Annotated in this window: 15 protein-coding genes; 5 read left to right on the top strand and 10 right to left on the bottom strand. The window is 53.5% G+C overall.

What is annotated here, in order from left to right:
• Nucleotides 1–433: 433 nt before the first annotated feature.
• The 4 genes from Q1B13_RS19405 to Q1B13_RS19390 form a co-directional block, all read right to left on the bottom strand.
• Nucleotides 434–994 carry a CHAP domain-containing protein gene (locus tag Q1B13_RS19405; protein ID WP_366871115.1) on the bottom strand — a complete coding sequence of 187 codons (561 nt, stop codon included), beginning with the start codon at nt 992–994 and terminating at the stop codon, nt 434–436.
• Nucleotides 995–2,262: 1,268 nt separating this feature from the next.
• On the bottom strand, nt 2,263–2,484 hold the full coding sequence (locus Q1B13_RS19400; protein WP_299083141.1) for a hypothetical protein: 222 nt from the start codon (nt 2,482–2,484) through the stop codon (nt 2,263–2,265).
• Nucleotides 2,485–2,602: 118 nt separating this feature from the next.
• Complete coding sequence (locus Q1B13_RS19395) at nt 2,603–2,950, bottom strand: hypothetical protein (RefSeq protein WP_299083139.1); 348 nt, start codon at nt 2,948–2,950, stop codon at nt 2,603–2,605.
• A complete protein-coding gene (locus Q1B13_RS19390) occupies nt 2,925–3,563 on the bottom strand; it encodes a cysteine hydrolase (protein ID WP_299083137.1) in 639 nt (212 codons plus the stop codon). The genes Q1B13_RS19395 and Q1B13_RS19390 overlap by 26 nt, the downstream gene beginning before the upstream one ends.
• 151 nt (nt 3,564–3,714) lie before the next feature.
• Between Q1B13_RS19390 and Q1B13_RS27045 the strand changes: the two genes are divergently transcribed.
• The gene (locus Q1B13_RS27045; protein ID WP_366871117.1) at nt 3,715–3,864 is read left to right on the top strand and encodes a molybdopterin-dependent oxidoreductase; all 150 of its coding nucleotides are present in this window, start codon (nt 3,715–3,717) and stop codon (nt 3,862–3,864) included.
• Nucleotides 3,865–4,746: 882 nt separating this feature from the next.
• Here Q1B13_RS27045 and Q1B13_RS19385 read toward each other — a convergent pair.
• Genes Q1B13_RS19385 through Q1B13_RS19375 form a run of 3 tightly spaced genes read right to left on the bottom strand, consistent with a single transcriptional unit; the run spans nt 4,747 to nt 7,559 of the window.
• On the bottom strand, nt 4,747–6,375 hold the full coding sequence (locus Q1B13_RS19385) for a pyridoxamine 5'-phosphate oxidase family protein (protein WP_299083135.1): 1,629 nt from the start codon (nt 6,373–6,375) through the stop codon (nt 4,747–4,749).
• A gap of 58 nt (nt 6,376–6,433) precedes the next feature.
• Entirely contained in the window at nt 6,434–7,057 is a 624-nt protein-coding gene (locus tag Q1B13_RS19380; protein ID WP_299083134.1) for a glutathione S-transferase family protein, read from the bottom strand.
• Between the two features lie 25 nt (nt 7,058–7,082).
• Nucleotides 7,083–7,559, bottom strand: coding sequence for a nuclear transport factor 2 family protein (locus Q1B13_RS19375; protein WP_299083132.1), 477 nt, complete (start codon nt 7,557–7,559; stop codon nt 7,083–7,085).
• Nucleotides 7,560–7,687: 128 nt separating this feature from the next.
• Here Q1B13_RS19375 and Q1B13_RS19370 point away from each other — a divergent pair, with 128 nt between their 5' ends.
• Nucleotides 7,688–8,584, top strand: coding sequence for a LysR family transcriptional regulator (locus tag Q1B13_RS19370; RefSeq protein ID WP_299083130.1), 897 nt, complete (start codon nt 7,688–7,690; stop codon nt 8,582–8,584).
• Nucleotides 8,585–8,644: 60 nt separating this feature from the next.
• On the opposite strand, the gene Q1B13_RS19365 is transcribed toward Q1B13_RS19370, so the two are convergent.
• From Q1B13_RS19365 to Q1B13_RS19355, 3 genes are all read right to left on the bottom strand, one after another.
• Nucleotides 8,645–9,433, bottom strand: a complete 789-nt coding sequence (locus tag Q1B13_RS19365) for an MOSC domain-containing protein (protein ID WP_299083128.1) — start codon at nt 9,431–9,433, stop codon at nt 8,645–8,647.
• Between the two features lie 104 nt (nt 9,434–9,537).
• Nucleotides 9,538–10,476, bottom strand: a complete 939-nt coding sequence (locus Q1B13_RS19360) for an alpha/beta hydrolase (protein ID WP_299083126.1) — start codon at nt 10,474–10,476, stop codon at nt 9,538–9,540.
• 796 nt (nt 10,477–11,272) lie between these two features.
• Complete coding sequence (locus tag Q1B13_RS19355; protein WP_299083124.1) at nt 11,273–12,229, bottom strand: GlxA family transcriptional regulator; 957 nt, start codon at nt 12,227–12,229, stop codon at nt 11,273–11,275.
• 730 nt (nt 12,230–12,959) lie between these two features.
• On the opposite strand from Q1B13_RS19355, the gene dctP reads away from it, so the two are divergent.
• From dctP to Q1B13_RS19340, 3 genes are read left to right on the top strand one after another with little or no spacing between them, the layout of a single operon-like run.
• Entirely contained in the window at nt 12,960–13,877 is a 918-nt protein-coding gene (gene dctP / locus Q1B13_RS19350) for a TRAP transporter substrate-binding protein DctP (RefSeq protein WP_299800263.1), read from the top strand.
• Nucleotides 13,878–13,935: 58 nt separating this feature from the next.
• A complete protein-coding gene (locus Q1B13_RS19345; protein ID WP_299083122.1) occupies nt 13,936–14,517 on the top strand; it encodes a TRAP transporter small permease in 582 nt (193 codons plus the stop codon).
• The gene (locus Q1B13_RS19340) at nt 14,517–15,806 is read left to right on the top strand and encodes a TRAP transporter large permease (protein ID WP_299083120.1); all 1,290 of its coding nucleotides are present in this window, start codon (nt 14,517–14,519) and stop codon (nt 15,804–15,806) included. The genes Q1B13_RS19345 and Q1B13_RS19340 overlap by 1 nt, the downstream gene beginning before the upstream one ends.
• Nucleotides 15,807–15,809: the final 3 nt, after the last annotated feature.

The following is a 15,809-nucleotide window of genomic DNA, read 5'->3' as shown; positions in this document are numbered from 1 at the left end:
TAAACTGGCATCAGGATCGCCGCCGTTCGCCAGTCTGGTTTGCAGCCAATTTCTGAGCATGAGGATTGAACAGAGTACGCCCCGGGACAAACGAGAGGAACTCATACCTGCAAGTGGAAGAAAGGACCTTTCCAGCAGTACTCTAGCGCTTGCGGTACTACATTGCGCCGAACCCCATGCCCCAGCTTTCTTCGATGAATTCCGGGACTGTATCCGCAGAAAAGGCGACACTCCTGACCGCAGCCAGGCGCTTGCCGACCCTTTCAAACCACCTTGCCAAGTTTGGAAAATCAGTCAGATCCTGACCATGGCGCTCGTGTACCGACGTTCGGCTTCCCTGCGCGAACGGTTAGTGTTCGCCGCTTCACGACCGAAGCGGGAAACGACCGTGGCGCATTCCGATGCCTCTCGTCAGATGCCAATAGGAATTGGATTACCCGTCAACTTTCGGATAGATGAACCCGTTCACTGGGTAGAAGTTGCCATACTGGCCCGGCAGGGTTTCGACCCGGACCAAAGTCCAATCATTGTGTTTGGATACGTCCCTGACGCCCATTTTCAACGATACCTTGTTGCGGTGCCAGTTGGCGTGATTCACGACGACTTCCCGATCCGTGACAATATCGGACACCACTGCCACATGGCCCAGAGGCATCCCGCTGGTTGCTCGAAACGACATCACCGCACCGACAACTGGTTCATTGCCCCGTTCAAAATTACTGCGCGCCTTTCTCCACCAATCCTTAGCGTTGCCACGAATTTGGATGCCGCTGAGGTTTCGTGCGTAGGGCACACACCAGACCCTTTGCCCCCGGGCCTGCTTTTGCGAGACCTCGCGCATTGCCATTAACTGACGTTCCGGATCCAGATACCCATCGATTGGGTTCTCGGCGCAGGCAGAGATAAGGCTAAGAAGCCCCATCGCAATCGCGGTTCGGGCGGCGCCGGACACGCGTGGCCAAATCGTATTTGCTTTGTGGGCGCTGTTTTTCAAGACACTTCATTGCCGGTTCGAGGACTAACGAACTCTTACAGTGATTTGATTGAGAAGGAGAAGAGGTCTATCAATTCCCCAGCAAGATATTGCCAGTTCCCTGTGCCGTTAATAACGCAATGGCTGAGATAGAAGACGCATATGCCCTCTCAGTGAAGAACGCTGCGCTTGAACAGGGGGGTCAGCAATAGGCCCAGAGCAGCTGCCAGACGCGTCGCAGTACCTGCCGATAATCCGGGCTGGCGGATTTGCGAGGGCGACCCAAACCCGCCTTTGGCCATCGCTTGTTGATGCCACTCTACGGCCAGTCAAACCTCACTATCGCTGCGGGGGCGGAACCGAGAGCTGGCTGTGATCATGCCCCCGTTGAGTGGTCGCGCAAGACTGGAAGGGTTCGCGCTAAACCCTTCGAGGCTGCAGAAGTTTCGCAATTCAAAGCTAAAGAGGCGTAATGGGGATGCGACGCGCCAACTCATGACCCCCTCAAAAAAATCGCTAACACCTTCAAAGCGCGCCGCGGTCGCCGGTTAACTAGTAAGAATGTTTGAATTGAGGCAATTTTTTATGTGAAATACACTTTTTTGCTTGACGTTGCGGAAGCTTAATTTCGAATCTCGTTGGTAAATCCGGGAATTGCAGGCGGCGCAGCCTCGGCCGGACTGTCCGGTCTGCGGCAGCAAGGAATACTGGCGCTTAAGCGATACGATCCATTCCCGGATCGTATCGGGTGAATTGCATGATGATCGACATTCTGCGAAGCGACCTAGTAGCCTGGATAAACCCGACTCACGTTGCAGCGGATCAGATCGTACCGGGGGAGATGACTATCGTGCGCGATGGCGTCGACAAGTGGACCTATTTCCACTGTCCTGTTAGTCCTGACGTCAGACACTTCGGACTCGAGAAGTAAGGCTCTAGACGCGCCATCTGCGCATCGGCAATCCAAAAAGACCGTACAAAGTCATGACCTTCTTTTTCTGCGGTGGATTTCGCCGCCGAAAGAACTTCACGAGGCCTGACCCTTGGCCAATAACAGCGTTATGTCGGCTAATGACGCCGGAAAACACGTTTCGTCCGTTCCATCTGTCGTTGTGTAAAGGCCATAAGCAGTCCAGAGATCACGATGATGACGATACCTGCCCAAGCCAGCGGATTGGTCGCTGTACCCCACAGAAGGAATGCCCAGAAACAGGCGAATATTAGGAACGAATACTCGAACACCGCTACTACTGCTGCGGAGCCGATCCGGTAAGCTTGAGCAATCAATGTCACCGCTCCGACGGCACCAGAAGCCGCCCGCTTGGTTCAACCCAAGGCACGGAGACAAATTCCTCACCCGGCCACAGGGTTACGACACCCAGCATGACCACGCCAGCAATTCCAATGGACAGGAAGATACCTATTGCGAGTGTGATCGGGTTTTCATTCGCACACCAATGCCGCGTCAGCATCATTCCCAAGCCATAAGAGAATCCCGCCGCCAGAGGCATGAGGACTGTGCCGTGAGGTTTCGGAATTCTGGTTGCAACAGCATCAGCGCTCCGACAAAACCCAGCATTACAGCGAAAACCCTTATCGCTCCGAGCCGCTGGCGAAACAAAAAGACTGTCAATAGCACCACCCAGAGGGGTGCGCTAAACAGGCCTGCGCCCCCTGCGCAACAGGCAGGTTGCCCACCGAGGCGAAGTAAATCAACAACCCAAAAGACACGATAAGGCTGTGGCCAATCAGGCCCTTGTGGTTAACCGGGCGCGGAGACCGCCCCATCATCCGGCTTGCCACCAACAGCATCGGCAGTGCAAACATCGTGCGAAACAACCGAAACTGCCAAAGCCCCGCTTCTTCAGCAACCGATGCAACGAAGTTGTCTATGAAGCTCAGAATGGCCGAGGTAGAGAGTGCGAAACCCGCCGCCGCGAAGTTGTACTGACTAGGCATGACTTTGCGCGTGCGCATCCATCGCGGCCATAACCGCGTCGATGGGTTGGATCGCGCCATGTTGCAGGTATTCCATGGCCTTGAGTGATGCCTGATGCGCCTCAAAACTCGATCCTGCAACGCAATCTTCAATCACGCGGCAAAAGTAATCGCCCTGATGCCCATCAACGAAAGTGTAGTGCACGCAAACATCGGTCAAACCTCCGGTCAGAAGGAGGGTTTCCGCCTTCAATCCGCGCAGCAAGATTTCCAGGTCAGTCCCGTAGAATGCCGAGTAGCGGCGTTTCTGGATTCTGTAGTCATCCGGCCGGATGCCCAGCTCGTCTACCGCAAGTTCCGTCAGCGGGTTGTTGTCCAGGCAATGAACGTCTTCGTCCCCATCAGTTTCCCGACCCATGTCAACAAGATCGCAGCGGTGGATTTCCTGAATGAAGATCACCGGAATACCGACTTCGCGGGCCTTGTCGATTGCCAATTTTGTCCGCGCCATGCGATCAGCGTAGTCGGGCATATGTGCGATAGCCCGTTCATCGTTCGCCAAGGGCGCGAAGGTGGACTTCTGAATATCTATGACGATCAGGGCGGCACGCCCCTCGATCAAGTCGCGCTTCTTCGAGCTGGTTTCGGTCATGGGATAACCTTTCGACGGATTGGAAGTTTTTGTGTTGCTTGCGAGACAAAAATCAGATCGGGACCGGGTTCTTTTCAAACTTTTCGGCTTCTCTATTCCATTCGCAGCACTTTTGGAAGAAGCCGCCGTCGATCCCGCGGGCTCTTGACTACTGGCGGAAGGTGCTGATTCGGCAAAGAAATCCCGAAATACCCCGGTTTCAAAGGCTTTGGAGGGGGATGTAATGATTGCGTTCTACCAGAACGGAAATTGGTTGCATCCGGAGCAGGGTTATCAGATGCGCCTCGTCGTCCCAGGATGACAAGGAAGTATGAGTATCAAATGGCTGCGCAGGATCAAAGTCACCTCAAAAGCCACGTACTCAAAGACGAAACTTAGAAACAAACCTTGTTGCAAAAGAACGGTCTTGCCCGGCAGTTCACTTTCGAACTTGGGATGAAATCCATAATCACGACACCCTCGTTTGGCGCTACGCCCGTTTCCCGCTGAGTACTCTCAAATATCGTATCCGTTACAAGACTTCTTTGCTTCAGAAGCCATGGAGGACATTCGACTGCGTACCGTGCCACCCGCTCAAATGACGCCGCGGTGGAAACGTTCCACCGATGGTCTGCCCGTTATAGTGCGTCTGGCGAAGCAGGCCGGGAGGATCGCCGCTTACATCCCGGCCGGATCGGGAACTGTATCCCTGGCGGGATAAGGCAGCCAGTAGTTGACCTCGCGCTGCGTCAGTCGGAACTGTCGCTGAGCGAATTGGCATTCCGGTAAAAGGACACGAAGAAGCGGTGCTTTCAGTCTACATCGTGAAAGAGCGGGACCTGATCACTGACCCAGCATGCAGCGTGATTGGGGCGGCAGAAGAGTGCTACCACAAGATCACAAAGCTTGCGTGGTTTGTTGCCTACGATCACATCTAGATTGCTCGTCATGTGGTCAGTGGCTACACAAAACCTACCGATCCCCCAGATTTGGCCCGCAAGTTTATGCAGCCTGTTGCATGGCTCTGTCTCGGCCGCCAAACGCCATCAACTACCTTGCCAAGCACAACATGCCGACACAGCTCTGCGGACTCATAGATTTGGCGAATGAGAAGAATGATCATTGGTGTCGAGGAATCTAGAACGCTCGAGCGACGCCCAGCGCTTCTGTTTGAACAACGGTGAAACGCTCTGAGCTTGGTTGCTTAGGCCGACGGCCCAAACATCTCGGAATGAATGTTTGCAGCAGGTATACCTGCTGCCTCTAAATCATTTGTGATCTCAGACAAGAAGCGCGCAGACCCGCAAAGCATGAAGTGTGCGTCAGGTCCAGTCACCATCTCCAGTAGTGCAGCAGCAGTGATCCGACCGTTCTTGTCAAAAGTATCACCAGTGTTGGGGCGACTGTAGAAGATGTGTTGCTGTGCTGCAGGGAAGTCCGCCAGAAGCCAGTCAACTTCATTGCGTAGGGCGTGCTCCTGTCCGTTCCGCGCGCCGTGCACAAACCAGACCGGGCGCGCACCATTTGCCGCCTTTGCTGCGTGCAACATCGACACCATTGGTGTCACACCAACGCCCGCACTGACAAGAACTAGCGGGCACTTGCTGCAGGGGATCACGAAGTCACCTGCCGGGTTTGAGGCCTCAATGACGCTACCCTCCCGGAGTTCGTCGTGAAAGAACCGAGACACGAGACCCTTCTCTTCTCGTTTGATGCTTAAGCGATACCCGGACGTGGAGCCCGGTGCACCGGACAAAGAATAGCTGCGCTTAGAGGTCCCGACCTGACCGGGGATTTGGATTTCAATCGGCAAGTGCTGCCCTGCTTCAAAGGAATGCAACGGTTTGCCGTCAGCTGGGCTGAGGTAAAAGGATGTGATGTCTTTCGCCTCTTTCACACGACGCGCCACTTTCAAGCGGCGAGTCAGATGATCTTGTTTCGCCCATCGCAAAGAAACTGCGCCAGGACGCGCAACGACGGCGTCAATTTCGACATTGATCATGCGCCATGCATCGGGGTCATGCGCGTTTTTGGGCTGCCAATCGACGGTTGCACGTCCGGAAACATGCAACAGGCCACCTGTCTCAAAGTCGACGAAGACCAATCCGACATGCGGGTCAGTGATCAGGTTGCCAATAGTGTTGAAGAGATTGTTGCCTGCGTAATCCGGGATGTGCAGGTGCCCCGCATCAGAAACATGGACAAAACCGGGAGCGCCACCACGGTGCGAGGCATCGTATCCTCGCGAAGGCACATCCGCGCCCTGTTGGTGACCTGAGCCAATGAACATCGTGTCCGAACGCTGAATCAGCGCAATCTGTGAACGCGACAGCTGTGAACTTTTTTCTGCCGCGACAGGTATCCCGCGTTCAACACGGGTCCAGGCTCGCTCATGAATGTATTGCGGACAATTGCCAAAGGTCTGGCGAATGTCGATGTCATAGCCGTCGGCAGATTTACGAATGTGTCCGCTAAACCGATTGCGTCGTCGCGTCGCCAGTTCAATCCCAACGACGCCAACATCTGTGCCTGCATTGAATACATCGGCCAGCGGGTCCTGGTCGTCGATCTGCGTGTTGAGCGTCAATGATCGTTTGTCGGGCGAGCGAATAAATCCTTCATCGCCATCCACAAGCGTGACCCAGGTTCGGCCATCGGAATCCGCGCCGGCGACCACAAGGAAAGGCTGTGACGTATGAAACTCCCGGTGCTGCTCCGGCAAGTAGTCGCGGATAAACCCTCCAGCCCATTCCGACATGTCGCCAACACCGGCCCGTTCTTGCGCTTCGCGTTCGCCCGTGTGAAAGGGATTTTCTACCAATGCATCAGCCATGTCACTTGCCTTTCCAATCCTAAAGTGGATACCGCCACCACAGCGGCGGTTCTTTGAGCTATGCTAATGCCGGGATCGGCGAGGTCGCCATGCCGACGAACTTTGGCTCTGCTTCGACCCGGGCGAGCCATGCACGGACATTTGGATATGGTGCAAGATCAACGCCGCCTTCGGGTGCGTGTGCGATATAGCTGTAGCCCGCCACATCCGCGATCGTGATACTGTCGGTTGCCAACCAGTCCCGACCGTCCAGATGCGCGTCCATCATCTTGAAAAGCGCATGGGCCTTTGCAACAGCCGCCCCGTGATCAAGCGGCACACCAAAAACCTTGACCAGTCGCGCAGCGCATGGACCGGAATAGATGTTGTCAGCAGCCACCGTGAGCCAGCGTTGAACCTCGGCTGCCTCTTTGGGACCCTGTGGCATCCACTTGGAGTCTTTGGCATAGTTTTGTACGAGGTAGACAAGGATCGCGTTGGAATCGGCCATGGTATAACCGTCATCATCAATGGCTGGAACGAGACCGAAAGGGCTAATCTTCAGGTAATCCGGTGCCTTGTGAGCGCCATTGGCCATGTCCAGATCAATGGTTTCATAGGGCAGATCCAGAAGCGCCAGCATGAGTTCTACCCGGTGGCAGTGTCCGGATTTCGGGTTACGGTACAGTTTAATCGGTGTCATTGTGATTTTCCGTTCTCTTCAAGTCTTATAGGTCAAGGTCGCTCAGACCAGGGTGATCATCAGGACGCCGACCTAAAGGCCAGCGGAACTTGCGCTCGGCTTCCGTTATCGGTTTTTCGTTGATGGACGCGTGACGATAGGCCATGAAGCCGTTCTCATCGAATTCCCAATTCTCGTTGCCATAGGCGCGAAACCAGTTCCCGCTGTCGTCGTGGTACTCGTAGGCATAGCGGACCGCGATACGGTTATCGGTATAGGCCCAGAGCTCCTTGATCAGCCTGTAGTCGAGTTCCTTATTCCATTTGCGGGTCAGGAACTCCTCGATCTCGGCACGGCCCTGCGGGAACTCCGCCCGATTTCGCCACTTGCTGTCGGGCGTATAGGCCAGTGCGACCTTTGCTGGATTCCGGCCGTTCCAGCCGTCCTCTGCGAGGCGAACCTTTTCAATAGCCGTCGCCTTGCTAAACGGTGGCAACGGGTGTCGGGGCGGTTCAGTTGACATGTCCAGTACCTCTTTGTCTAAAAAGATTTGCGCTTTCGGTATTGATAACCTCTGCCATCAAATGAATTAATAACTCGAGTGTGAAAGACATTATTTCATGAAACGATCATTGTGAGGCGGATTCCGATATGGATCGACTGCAAAGTCTTGAGGTTTTCATCGCTGTTGCCGAAGCAGAGAGCTTCGCGGGCGGTGCGCGCAAAAGCGGACTGAGCGCGCCATCAGCCACGCGGGGCGTTAATGCGCTCGAAGCACGTTTGGGGGTGCGCCTGTTTACCCGGACAACACGTAAAGTACGGCTCACCGAGCTTGGCCAGACCTATCTTGAGGACGCGCGCCATGTTTTGGCCCAGATGCAAGCCGCTGATGATGCGGCCAAAGGTGCGGCGACAAATCCAGTTGGGCAGCTTCGGATAACGTGTTCAAATGAATTTGGACGCATCTATGTAGCGCCCATCCTCACCGAATTTCTCGATACACACCCTGCCGTGACCGCCGACGTATTGATGGTTGATCGGATTGTGAACATGGTTGAGGAAGGTTTTGATCTCGCCGTCAGAATTGGCGAGCTGCCTTCGTCCGGTCTGGCTGCGGTTCGTGTTGGACAGGTGCGCCGGATAGTGTGCGGCACGCCGGGCTACTTTGAAGCAAACGGTAGACCGAGTATTCCAGCCGACTTGCAAGCCCATCAAATCGTCTCCGCCTCTCCTGTCAGCCCCACGACTGAATGGCGCTTCGGCCATGACATGCAGGATACAGTGCGCATCAAACCCCGTTTGACGGTCAGTAGTGTGGCAACAGCGATTTCTGTTGCCAAGCGCAGCTGGGGGCTGTGCCGTGTTCTGTCCTATCAAGTTGGACCTTATCTTGAGAACGGTACATTGGAGGCGGTTCTTGAAACGTACGAACCCGCTCCGTTGCCCATCCATCTGGTGCATGTTGAAGGGCGTCGAGCCCCAGCAAAAATCCGGGCTTTTATTGATCTCGCGAAGGATCGCCTGAAAGCCACATCCGTTCTGAACTAGGCGCACGGAAACTAACTATGAGTGCGGTGGCTCAGACACACGTTGACCGTCGTGCCAGTGTTACGGGAGCTGTAGTTCCCCGGCCTTCCCCACGTTCAAAGTGCCACCCGAGACAACTTCGACATAGACGCCCATATCCATGTGACCAAGCTCTTTACGGAGCAGATACGGCATTTTCAAATCGCGCTTAGCCGTCTCCGGGTTCACTTCAGTCGCCGCACATCGCTTAGTGCGAGACAAAATCCGAAACGCGACTTCTCCGAATTTCAAAGTACTGCCGACCGCATCAAGCTCGGCATATGATGGCAAACCATCGACTACGACATTGGCCCGAAACCGATCAGGATGTATCTTTGCACCAACCCGTTTTTCGATGTCCCGCACGGAGTTGAGGTTTATAAACGAGATCGCGTTCATCATCTGTGGCGAAACCACCGACACGTCAGTGAAGCGATGCGGTGCCGAAGACACAAAAGTGGGAGGGTGTGGATCAGAGAGTTCCAATGCGCCGTGCAAATACCCGGCCGCTCCGTTGGAGGCCTCCGGATCGCGCATATCGAAGATACGGGTGTCACTGCCTTTCCGGATTTCCAGTTCTTGGGTCTCGCTATGGAACATTGTTCGCAAACCCGCCAGACCCGCAACTTTCAGGAGAACAACGAAGCGATCTTTGGGCAACGGCTTGGGGTCTTCGGGATCGAAGCCCGAATTGAATCGCGCAAACCCAAAAAGCCGGTCTCCTGGTATTCCCTCACCCGCGACAACACTCACTGACGTAAGCGACTCTGCGGATAGGCCTTTTACAGGAAATCGGTTCAACTCTCTGATGATAATAGATGTCTCAGTCACCGGTCGCTCCTTTAGACAGCGTTCTTCTTGTTTTCCGCGTCGCCGCGCTGGCACCACATGTTGCCAGCGCGGCAGTTTGTTTCAAAGACAGAGTTGCGAACACGTCAACGTGCCAACCGCTTTGACAAGAAGTTGCGCATGCGCAGTGCGATAACATCGCCATCCTCTTCCAACGCGAAATGTCCGGTATCAAGGATGTTGTAGTCCACATCCTTCAAATCACGAAGGTAGCCTTCGGCACCCGGAACCGGAAAGTACGCGTCATTCTTGGCCCACACGATCAAAGCAGGAGGCTGGTGCTCACGCATGTAAGCCTGCCACTCGGGGTATTTGGCCACGTTGTTGCGATAGTCGTAGATCAACCCAAGCTGGACGTCATGCATCCCTTGTCGGCTCATCGCCTGGTGATCCAGCAGCCAGTTGTCAGGCAGGATGCCATCCGGATTGCGCGTGCCATGCGTGTATTGCCAGCGCAGGCCTTCGACCGAAAAGATGTTAGGGATCAGCTTTGCTTCGTATTCTGCATCGCGCCCGTTCTCCCAAAGATGGGTCACTGGGGCCCAGGTTTCTGGATTAACGCCCTCAGCATAGGCATTGCCATTCTGAATGATCAGCGTTTCAATCTTTTCGGGACTAGCTGTAGCAATCCGAAATCCAACGGGTGCGCCATAGTCCTGCATATACATCGAGAAATTGTCGACGCCCATCTGCTCAAGGAAAGTGTCTACGGTCTCCGCAATATTGTCGAACGTATAGCTATAGCTGTCGGGCGACGGGAAGTCGCTGGACCCGAACCCAGGATAATCAGGCGCGATCAGATAATAATCGTCAGACAGCTCGGCGAGCAGCTTTCGGTACTGATGAGAGGAGCTGGGAAATCCGTGCAACAAAACGATGGCCGGATCGACAGGGTCCCCTGCCTCCCGATAGAAGATCTTGACGCCGTCGACGGTCTCATAGCTAACACGGACATCATCAGCAGACGCCGGTGTGAAGCTTAAACTTGCAACAGCAACAGCAGCACTGATCAGTAGATGTTTCATGGTTGTCTCCTGTGGTTTTGTCGTGGTCTGCTGCCACATCTAAATCGTGTTTGAGCGCAGACCGGGAAAGGTGGTGTTTCGTGCCAAAAGGACGTAGTTTAGGCTATTGCTTGAAACAATTCTGGTATTTCAAAATTCATTGATTTGATGAATGATGGTAATAAGGTTGTCTCAATATGCTTGGCGATCATCACACTGGTGTTGTTAAGTCGCATCCGAAAACCAGATGAAGATCTGACAGCCACGATCTTCACGCGGCGCCTCACTTCAAAACAATTGAGCAAATCTTGACTTTGTTACTTTGTGATATGTGAATAACCGAAGGTCTTGAACCTGCGTCTTGGGTGTTTTCAATCTTTGACACGCGCCAGTCTTACGACTCAATACGCTTCATTTTTTGCAGCTCGCCCAATGCGGCCTCTATCTCGAAACTGCATATCAGGCATGCAAAAATGGCACTTCTACAGACTCAAAATGAAGTCTAGCTGCGCCTGAGAAACACCTGCAAACCCAGGAGTCACCGAGATGTCTAACAGCGTAAAAATTATTAAGGATGCTTCCATCATGATCGCGCTGACAATCGCCGTCGTAGCCGGCAACGTCGCCCTCATGATGTTGTAATCCTCAGAGAGTGGGCATTGGGTAGACCTTTCGGCAAAGGTCAACATCCAATTCCTTCAATCAGGAACGGGCTGCGCTAAACGATAGTTCGCGCAGCCTTTTTTGTTTATTTGAGCCGCAGGTTCGGACAGGACAGGACAGGACAGGACAGGACAGGACAGGATTGAAATCATACCTATTCTAAGCTGTGCCCACCCTTAACTCGTATCTCGCGCGGGCTTTTCCCAAATTCGGTTCGATATGCGCTGGTTAAGCTTGCAACAGATCCGAAACCGGTGGCCAGCGCGACATCGACCAGCGTCATGTTGGTTTCTGTGACAAGGTTGTGTGCTCTCCCGACCCGAATCTTTTTGTAGTATCGACCTGGAGAAGTTCCGGTGTATTTCGTGAACACTCGCTCAAGCTGACGAACCGACAATCCTAACCTCATGGAGATATTTCGTGTCGAAATCGGGCATTCGACGTTATCTTCCATAATCCGAATAGCCCTAAGAATTTGTGGACCGAACGCGTTCATCAAATAGGTTGTACCGCAGGGCTGTTTGGACCTTCTGTCGCGGATCGATTGCAGAACCAGACGACTGCCGATTTCCGCTTTTTCTTGGTGTGATAAACTACTGGCGATGAGATCAATGACCAACTCGCTTGTGTAGTTTCCCCCTGTCGACGTGACTAGACTTCCAGAGACCTCAGCATATCGAAGCGATACATTTGGAAAGTCACCCAATTCCTCCAAAACCTGAACATCGCGCCAATGAGTGGTCGCGCAAAAGCTTCTACTTCGATAGTCACGAATAAATGCGGTTGCCGCCTCTGACAGCATCACGACATGACGATTGCTTCGTTGCATCGCTCTGGCCCTTGGTGACCACGCACTTGAATTTATTCGGTCACCACCAACGACAACCATAAATTCTTTCAGGTTGTGATCAAAAACCGACGGTTCAGCCCTTACGATCATCCCGTTGCGACTTTGTACCAAACCCGGTGTGTCCGATACAAAAACCCAACGAAAGCATTTCCGATTCAAGACCTGGTTGGCTGTTGATAGAACGGTTGCCACCGAAGACACTTCGAGATCAGAAAACTTATTCTGAACAAAGATTTCAAATGTTGTTGTAGCTTCATCCATCGTTCAAAGTATTGCGGGCATGAGTATCGGTGGTATCAACCGGGTTCGACGCTCATATGTCTTTGTGCTGAGCATGTTGCAAGTCATGATGCTGCTTAGGCCTTCGGAGCGTTTTGAGACTTGTCATTTCTTAGCCAATTGTCCTCGGCTGGTCACAATCAGATCCCGTGGCGTGCTTTGAGTCCTGAAAACTAAACTATAGCAAATCAGCTATGCAATTGGATTTATCAAATTGACTGCCTCCAGACCTCGGATGAGTCTGATGCGCCTGATGCTGACTGACCAGTTGTCCAAAACCTGCTAAGCGAAACATAGATCTCGACGTCCGGCTACCTCGCCTGAATGCCGCGCAATTGATTCGGGCTCTCGGAAGAAAGAGACGCCGCAAACGGACTTTCACCCATTGCGACGCTGACTCCCGCGGTACCAACGGCATTTTCACCCGCGTTCGAGAATAGCTCTTTCTATCAATAACCTAGTCAAGAATGACAGGATTTCGGAGCCCTATCCGTTCTACGAGCGCAACTTGTGTCAAAGCCCGCGAAAAAACTAATACTTGCCATAGCGTAATTTACATCCCTATGTTTGACCATAGGGCAACCTATGTTCAAGAGTTGCTGTTTAGCCAAATTCTTAAACCAACGGGAGAATAGAAATGAATTTCACGTCACGTCTGATGATGATGACTGCCGCAGCGACGCTGGCTGCGTCAGCCGCTATTGCGCAAGATGTGCGCCTTCGCATCGCTGGTACCGTACCTGCAGAACACTTCGGCAACGCCGTGCTAGAACAAATGGCGGAGAACATGGAAAACGCCGGTGTCGGCCTCAAAGTCAAATATTTCCCGGCGGGCCAGCTCGGGTCCGGTGAAGAGCTTCTTGAGAGCGCCATCCGAGGCAACGTGGATATGGTTCATGCCACGGTTTATGCGCAGAAAGATCCGCGCTTGGAGATCAACAGCCTCCCCTTCCTTGTCACCACCAAGGAAGAACTGGATGCGGTCTATGGCGATCCAAATTCTACATATAACCAAATTCTTGAAGAGATCCTGACGTCATTTGGTATCCAGCCGCTGGCGACCATTGGCGAGGGCCTGATCGGCATGATCGCAACCGAGCGGCCTGCGGACCCAACCGGCTTGGGCAACCAGGAAATGAACGTGCGCGCGTGGTCTTCACAGATCGCGAAGCAAACCATGGAAGAGCTGGGTTATCAGGTAACAACCCTGAACTGGGCTGAAGTGTTCCCAGCCGTACAGGCCGGCACCATTGATGGTGCTATCTGTTGTACGCCGGAATGGGCCTACACAACCTTTGCGGCCAGCGACGTGGGCAACACCTATGTTCCTTACAATGCGTTCATTGAAAGCACGATGATCTACGCCAACCAGGGCTTCTATGATGAGCTGAATGATGAACAGCGTGCCGTCGTTGAAAAGGAAACCGCCGCAGCTGCTGCAGAGATTAGCCGACTGGCCTGGGAACGCAGCCAGGGCTTTGTGAATCAGTTGGTCGATGCGAACTGGGAAATCGTAGAATTCACGCAAGAAGAGCGGGATGCCATTAAGGCGCACATACAGGCGACCGTGTGGCCGAATGTGGCGGACGTCGTCGGACAGGACATTCTTGACCGCCTGACCGCCAATTGAAGCCCAGCGACGTGGGCCTTTCTCCCTGGCCCACTTTGCCAATTCTGGAGTGGTTACCGTGATAGAACTTGCCGATCAACTCCCCCCCAAATTGGGGCAAACCGTCAGGCGGCTGATAAAGATAAAGTCTGCCTTCCTGATGCTCTCGACCTTCATCCTGGCACTGACCTTCTTCATGGTCGTGCTCCTTCGCTACGTGTTGAAGAGCGACCTCTTTGCCTATGAAGAGTGGCTGATGCCAATGTGCTTTTGGCTGTTCTTTCTTGGTAGCGCTGTCGGCACATACGAAGACAGTCAGATCAAAGCCGATATTCTGGAAAGCTGGCTAACCAACCCAACAATCGTCTGGTGGCGAAAGGTCATCATCACTTCGGTTGAGTTAGTTGTAACCTGTTTTCTGATTTATTGGGCGATCCTGATGCTACGGGATGAGATCGCCTCGTATCCCCAGTGGCAGACCACGATTGCTTTGCGCATTCCCTTCTTTGTCCCACGGCTCGGGATATTCGTCGGGTTTTCGTTCATGGCCTTTTACAGCGCGCTCCACCTCTACGTACTTCTGAAATTCAGAACTGCAGGCGTAATTGCTCAGATGGATAAGAGCGGCATTACCGGCAATCCTGGGAAGGGACATCCATAATGGTTGTCGGTATTTCAGTATTACTCATCTGCGCCCTGCTGTTTGCGGGTGTTGCTGTTCCAATCGCCTTTGGCGGAGTTCTAATCTTTCTGGCTTATACCGGTGGCCACGATGTGTCGGGCTTTTTGCCAACCGGCCATTGGAAAATGAACACGGTCGTGATCCTCGTGATTCCTCTCTTCATTGTTGCGGGCGACATCATGAAGAACGGCAAGATTGCTTCTCCGATCGTCGATCTGGCCGAAATGCTGCTGGGCCGCATCCGGGGCGGTCTGTCCGGGGCGTCCGTGGTCGCAAGTGCCATGTTTGGTGCCATCTCCGGCAGCGGTGCTGCGACCTTGACCTGCATCGGTTCGGTCATGATGCCTCATTTGCGCAAAGCCAACTACCCTGAGGGGTTCTCTGCGGCGCTTCTAGTGGCGGCAAGCCCGCTAGGGCTTCTTATCCCGCCTAGCTCGGCGCAGCTGATCTATGCCTGGATCACCCAGCAATCGGTCCTCAAGTGCTTTTTGGCTACCGTCGTGCCTGGAATAATCGTCGCCTCGCTGCTTGTGATCATCAACCTGATCATGATGCGTAAGCAGACCGATATTGTATTACCAGAAGAGCGCGAGCAGCTTATCCTTGCTTTCAGCCGCAAAACCTTGGTCGCTTTTCCGGCGCTGATGATGCCCATTATCATTCTGGGTGGCATCTACGGTGGTATTATGACCCCAACCGAAGCGGCAGGCGTTGCGGTGATCTATGCGATCCCAATCGGCTTTTTCGTTTACAAAGGCCTGACCTGGAAAATATTCTTGGAAACTCTGAAAGAATCCGGTGTCACCATCGGTGTTGTCATGGTCATGATCTTCATGGTTCTGATCGTCAGCCGGTTTCTGATCTTCGAAGACATTCCCGGTATGGCTGAGGACTTGATCTTTTCGATCTCAGAAAACCCGATTGTGGTTTTGCTGATGATCAATCTTACAATGATCTTGATCGGCATGATCATGGACGATTTCAGCGGCCTGATCCTGAGTGCGACGCTGCTTTTGCCAATCGCGAAAAGTGTCGGCGTGGATCCGATCCATTTTGCCGCAATCCTTGGCGTCAACTTGGGCATGGGAAACATCACGCCACCGACAGCACCTTTGCTGTTTCTTGGCGCGCGCGTCACCGATGCACCCGTGCAGAAGATGCTTGGTCCGACCATGATCTTCATCGGCTTCGCGTGGTTGCCGACCCTGCTTCTGACGACATTCATCCCCGGCGTCGCATTGTGGCTGCCGGAACTTCTGCTGGGCTGACAA

It is taken from the genome of uncultured Ruegeria sp., assembly GCF_947489545.1.
Taxonomy (GTDB): Bacteria; Pseudomonadota; Alphaproteobacteria; order Rhodobacterales; family Rhodobacteraceae; genus Ruegeria.
The sequence above is the reverse complement of the archived record's forward strand: the minus strand, read 5'-3'. Positions and strand labels throughout refer to the sequence as shown.

Bases quoted from the DNA above. Each gene is read 5' to 3' on its own strand.
- Q1B13_RS19400 (WP_299083141.1), bottom strand. From the start codon at position 2,484: ATGCCTCTGGCGGCGGGATTCTCTTATGGCTTGGGAATGATGCTGACG.
- Q1B13_RS19395 (WP_299083139.1), bottom strand. From the start codon at position 2,950: ATGCGCACGCGCAAAGTCATGCCTAGTCAGTACAACTTCGCGGCGGCG.
- Q1B13_RS19390 (WP_299083137.1), bottom strand. From the start codon at position 3,563: ATGACCGAAACCAGCTCGAAGAAGCGCGACTTGATCGAGGGGCGTGCC.
- Q1B13_RS19385 (WP_299083135.1), bottom strand. From the start codon at position 6,375: ATGGCTGATGCATTGGTAGAAAATCCCTTTCACACGGGCGAACGCGAA.
- Q1B13_RS19380 (WP_299083134.1), bottom strand. From the start codon at position 7,057: ATGACACCGATTAAACTGTACCGTAACCCGAAATCCGGACACTGCCAC.
- Q1B13_RS19375 (WP_299083132.1), bottom strand. From the start codon at position 7,559: ATGTCAACTGAACCGCCCCGACACCCGTTGCCACCGTTTAGCAAGGCG.
- Q1B13_RS19370 (WP_299083130.1), top strand. From the start codon at position 7,688: ATGGATCGACTGCAAAGTCTTGAGGTTTTCATCGCTGTTGCCGAAGCA.
- Q1B13_RS19360 (WP_299083126.1), bottom strand. From the start codon at position 10,476: ATGAAACATCTACTGATCAGTGCTGCTGTTGCTGTTGCAAGTTTAAGC.
- Q1B13_RS19355 (WP_299083124.1), bottom strand. From the start codon at position 12,229: ATGGATGAAGCTACAACAACATTTGAAATCTTTGTTCAGAATAAGTTT.
- Q1B13_RS19340 (WP_299083120.1), top strand. From the start codon at position 14,517: ATGGTTGTCGGTATTTCAGTATTACTCATCTGCGCCCTGCTGTTTGCG.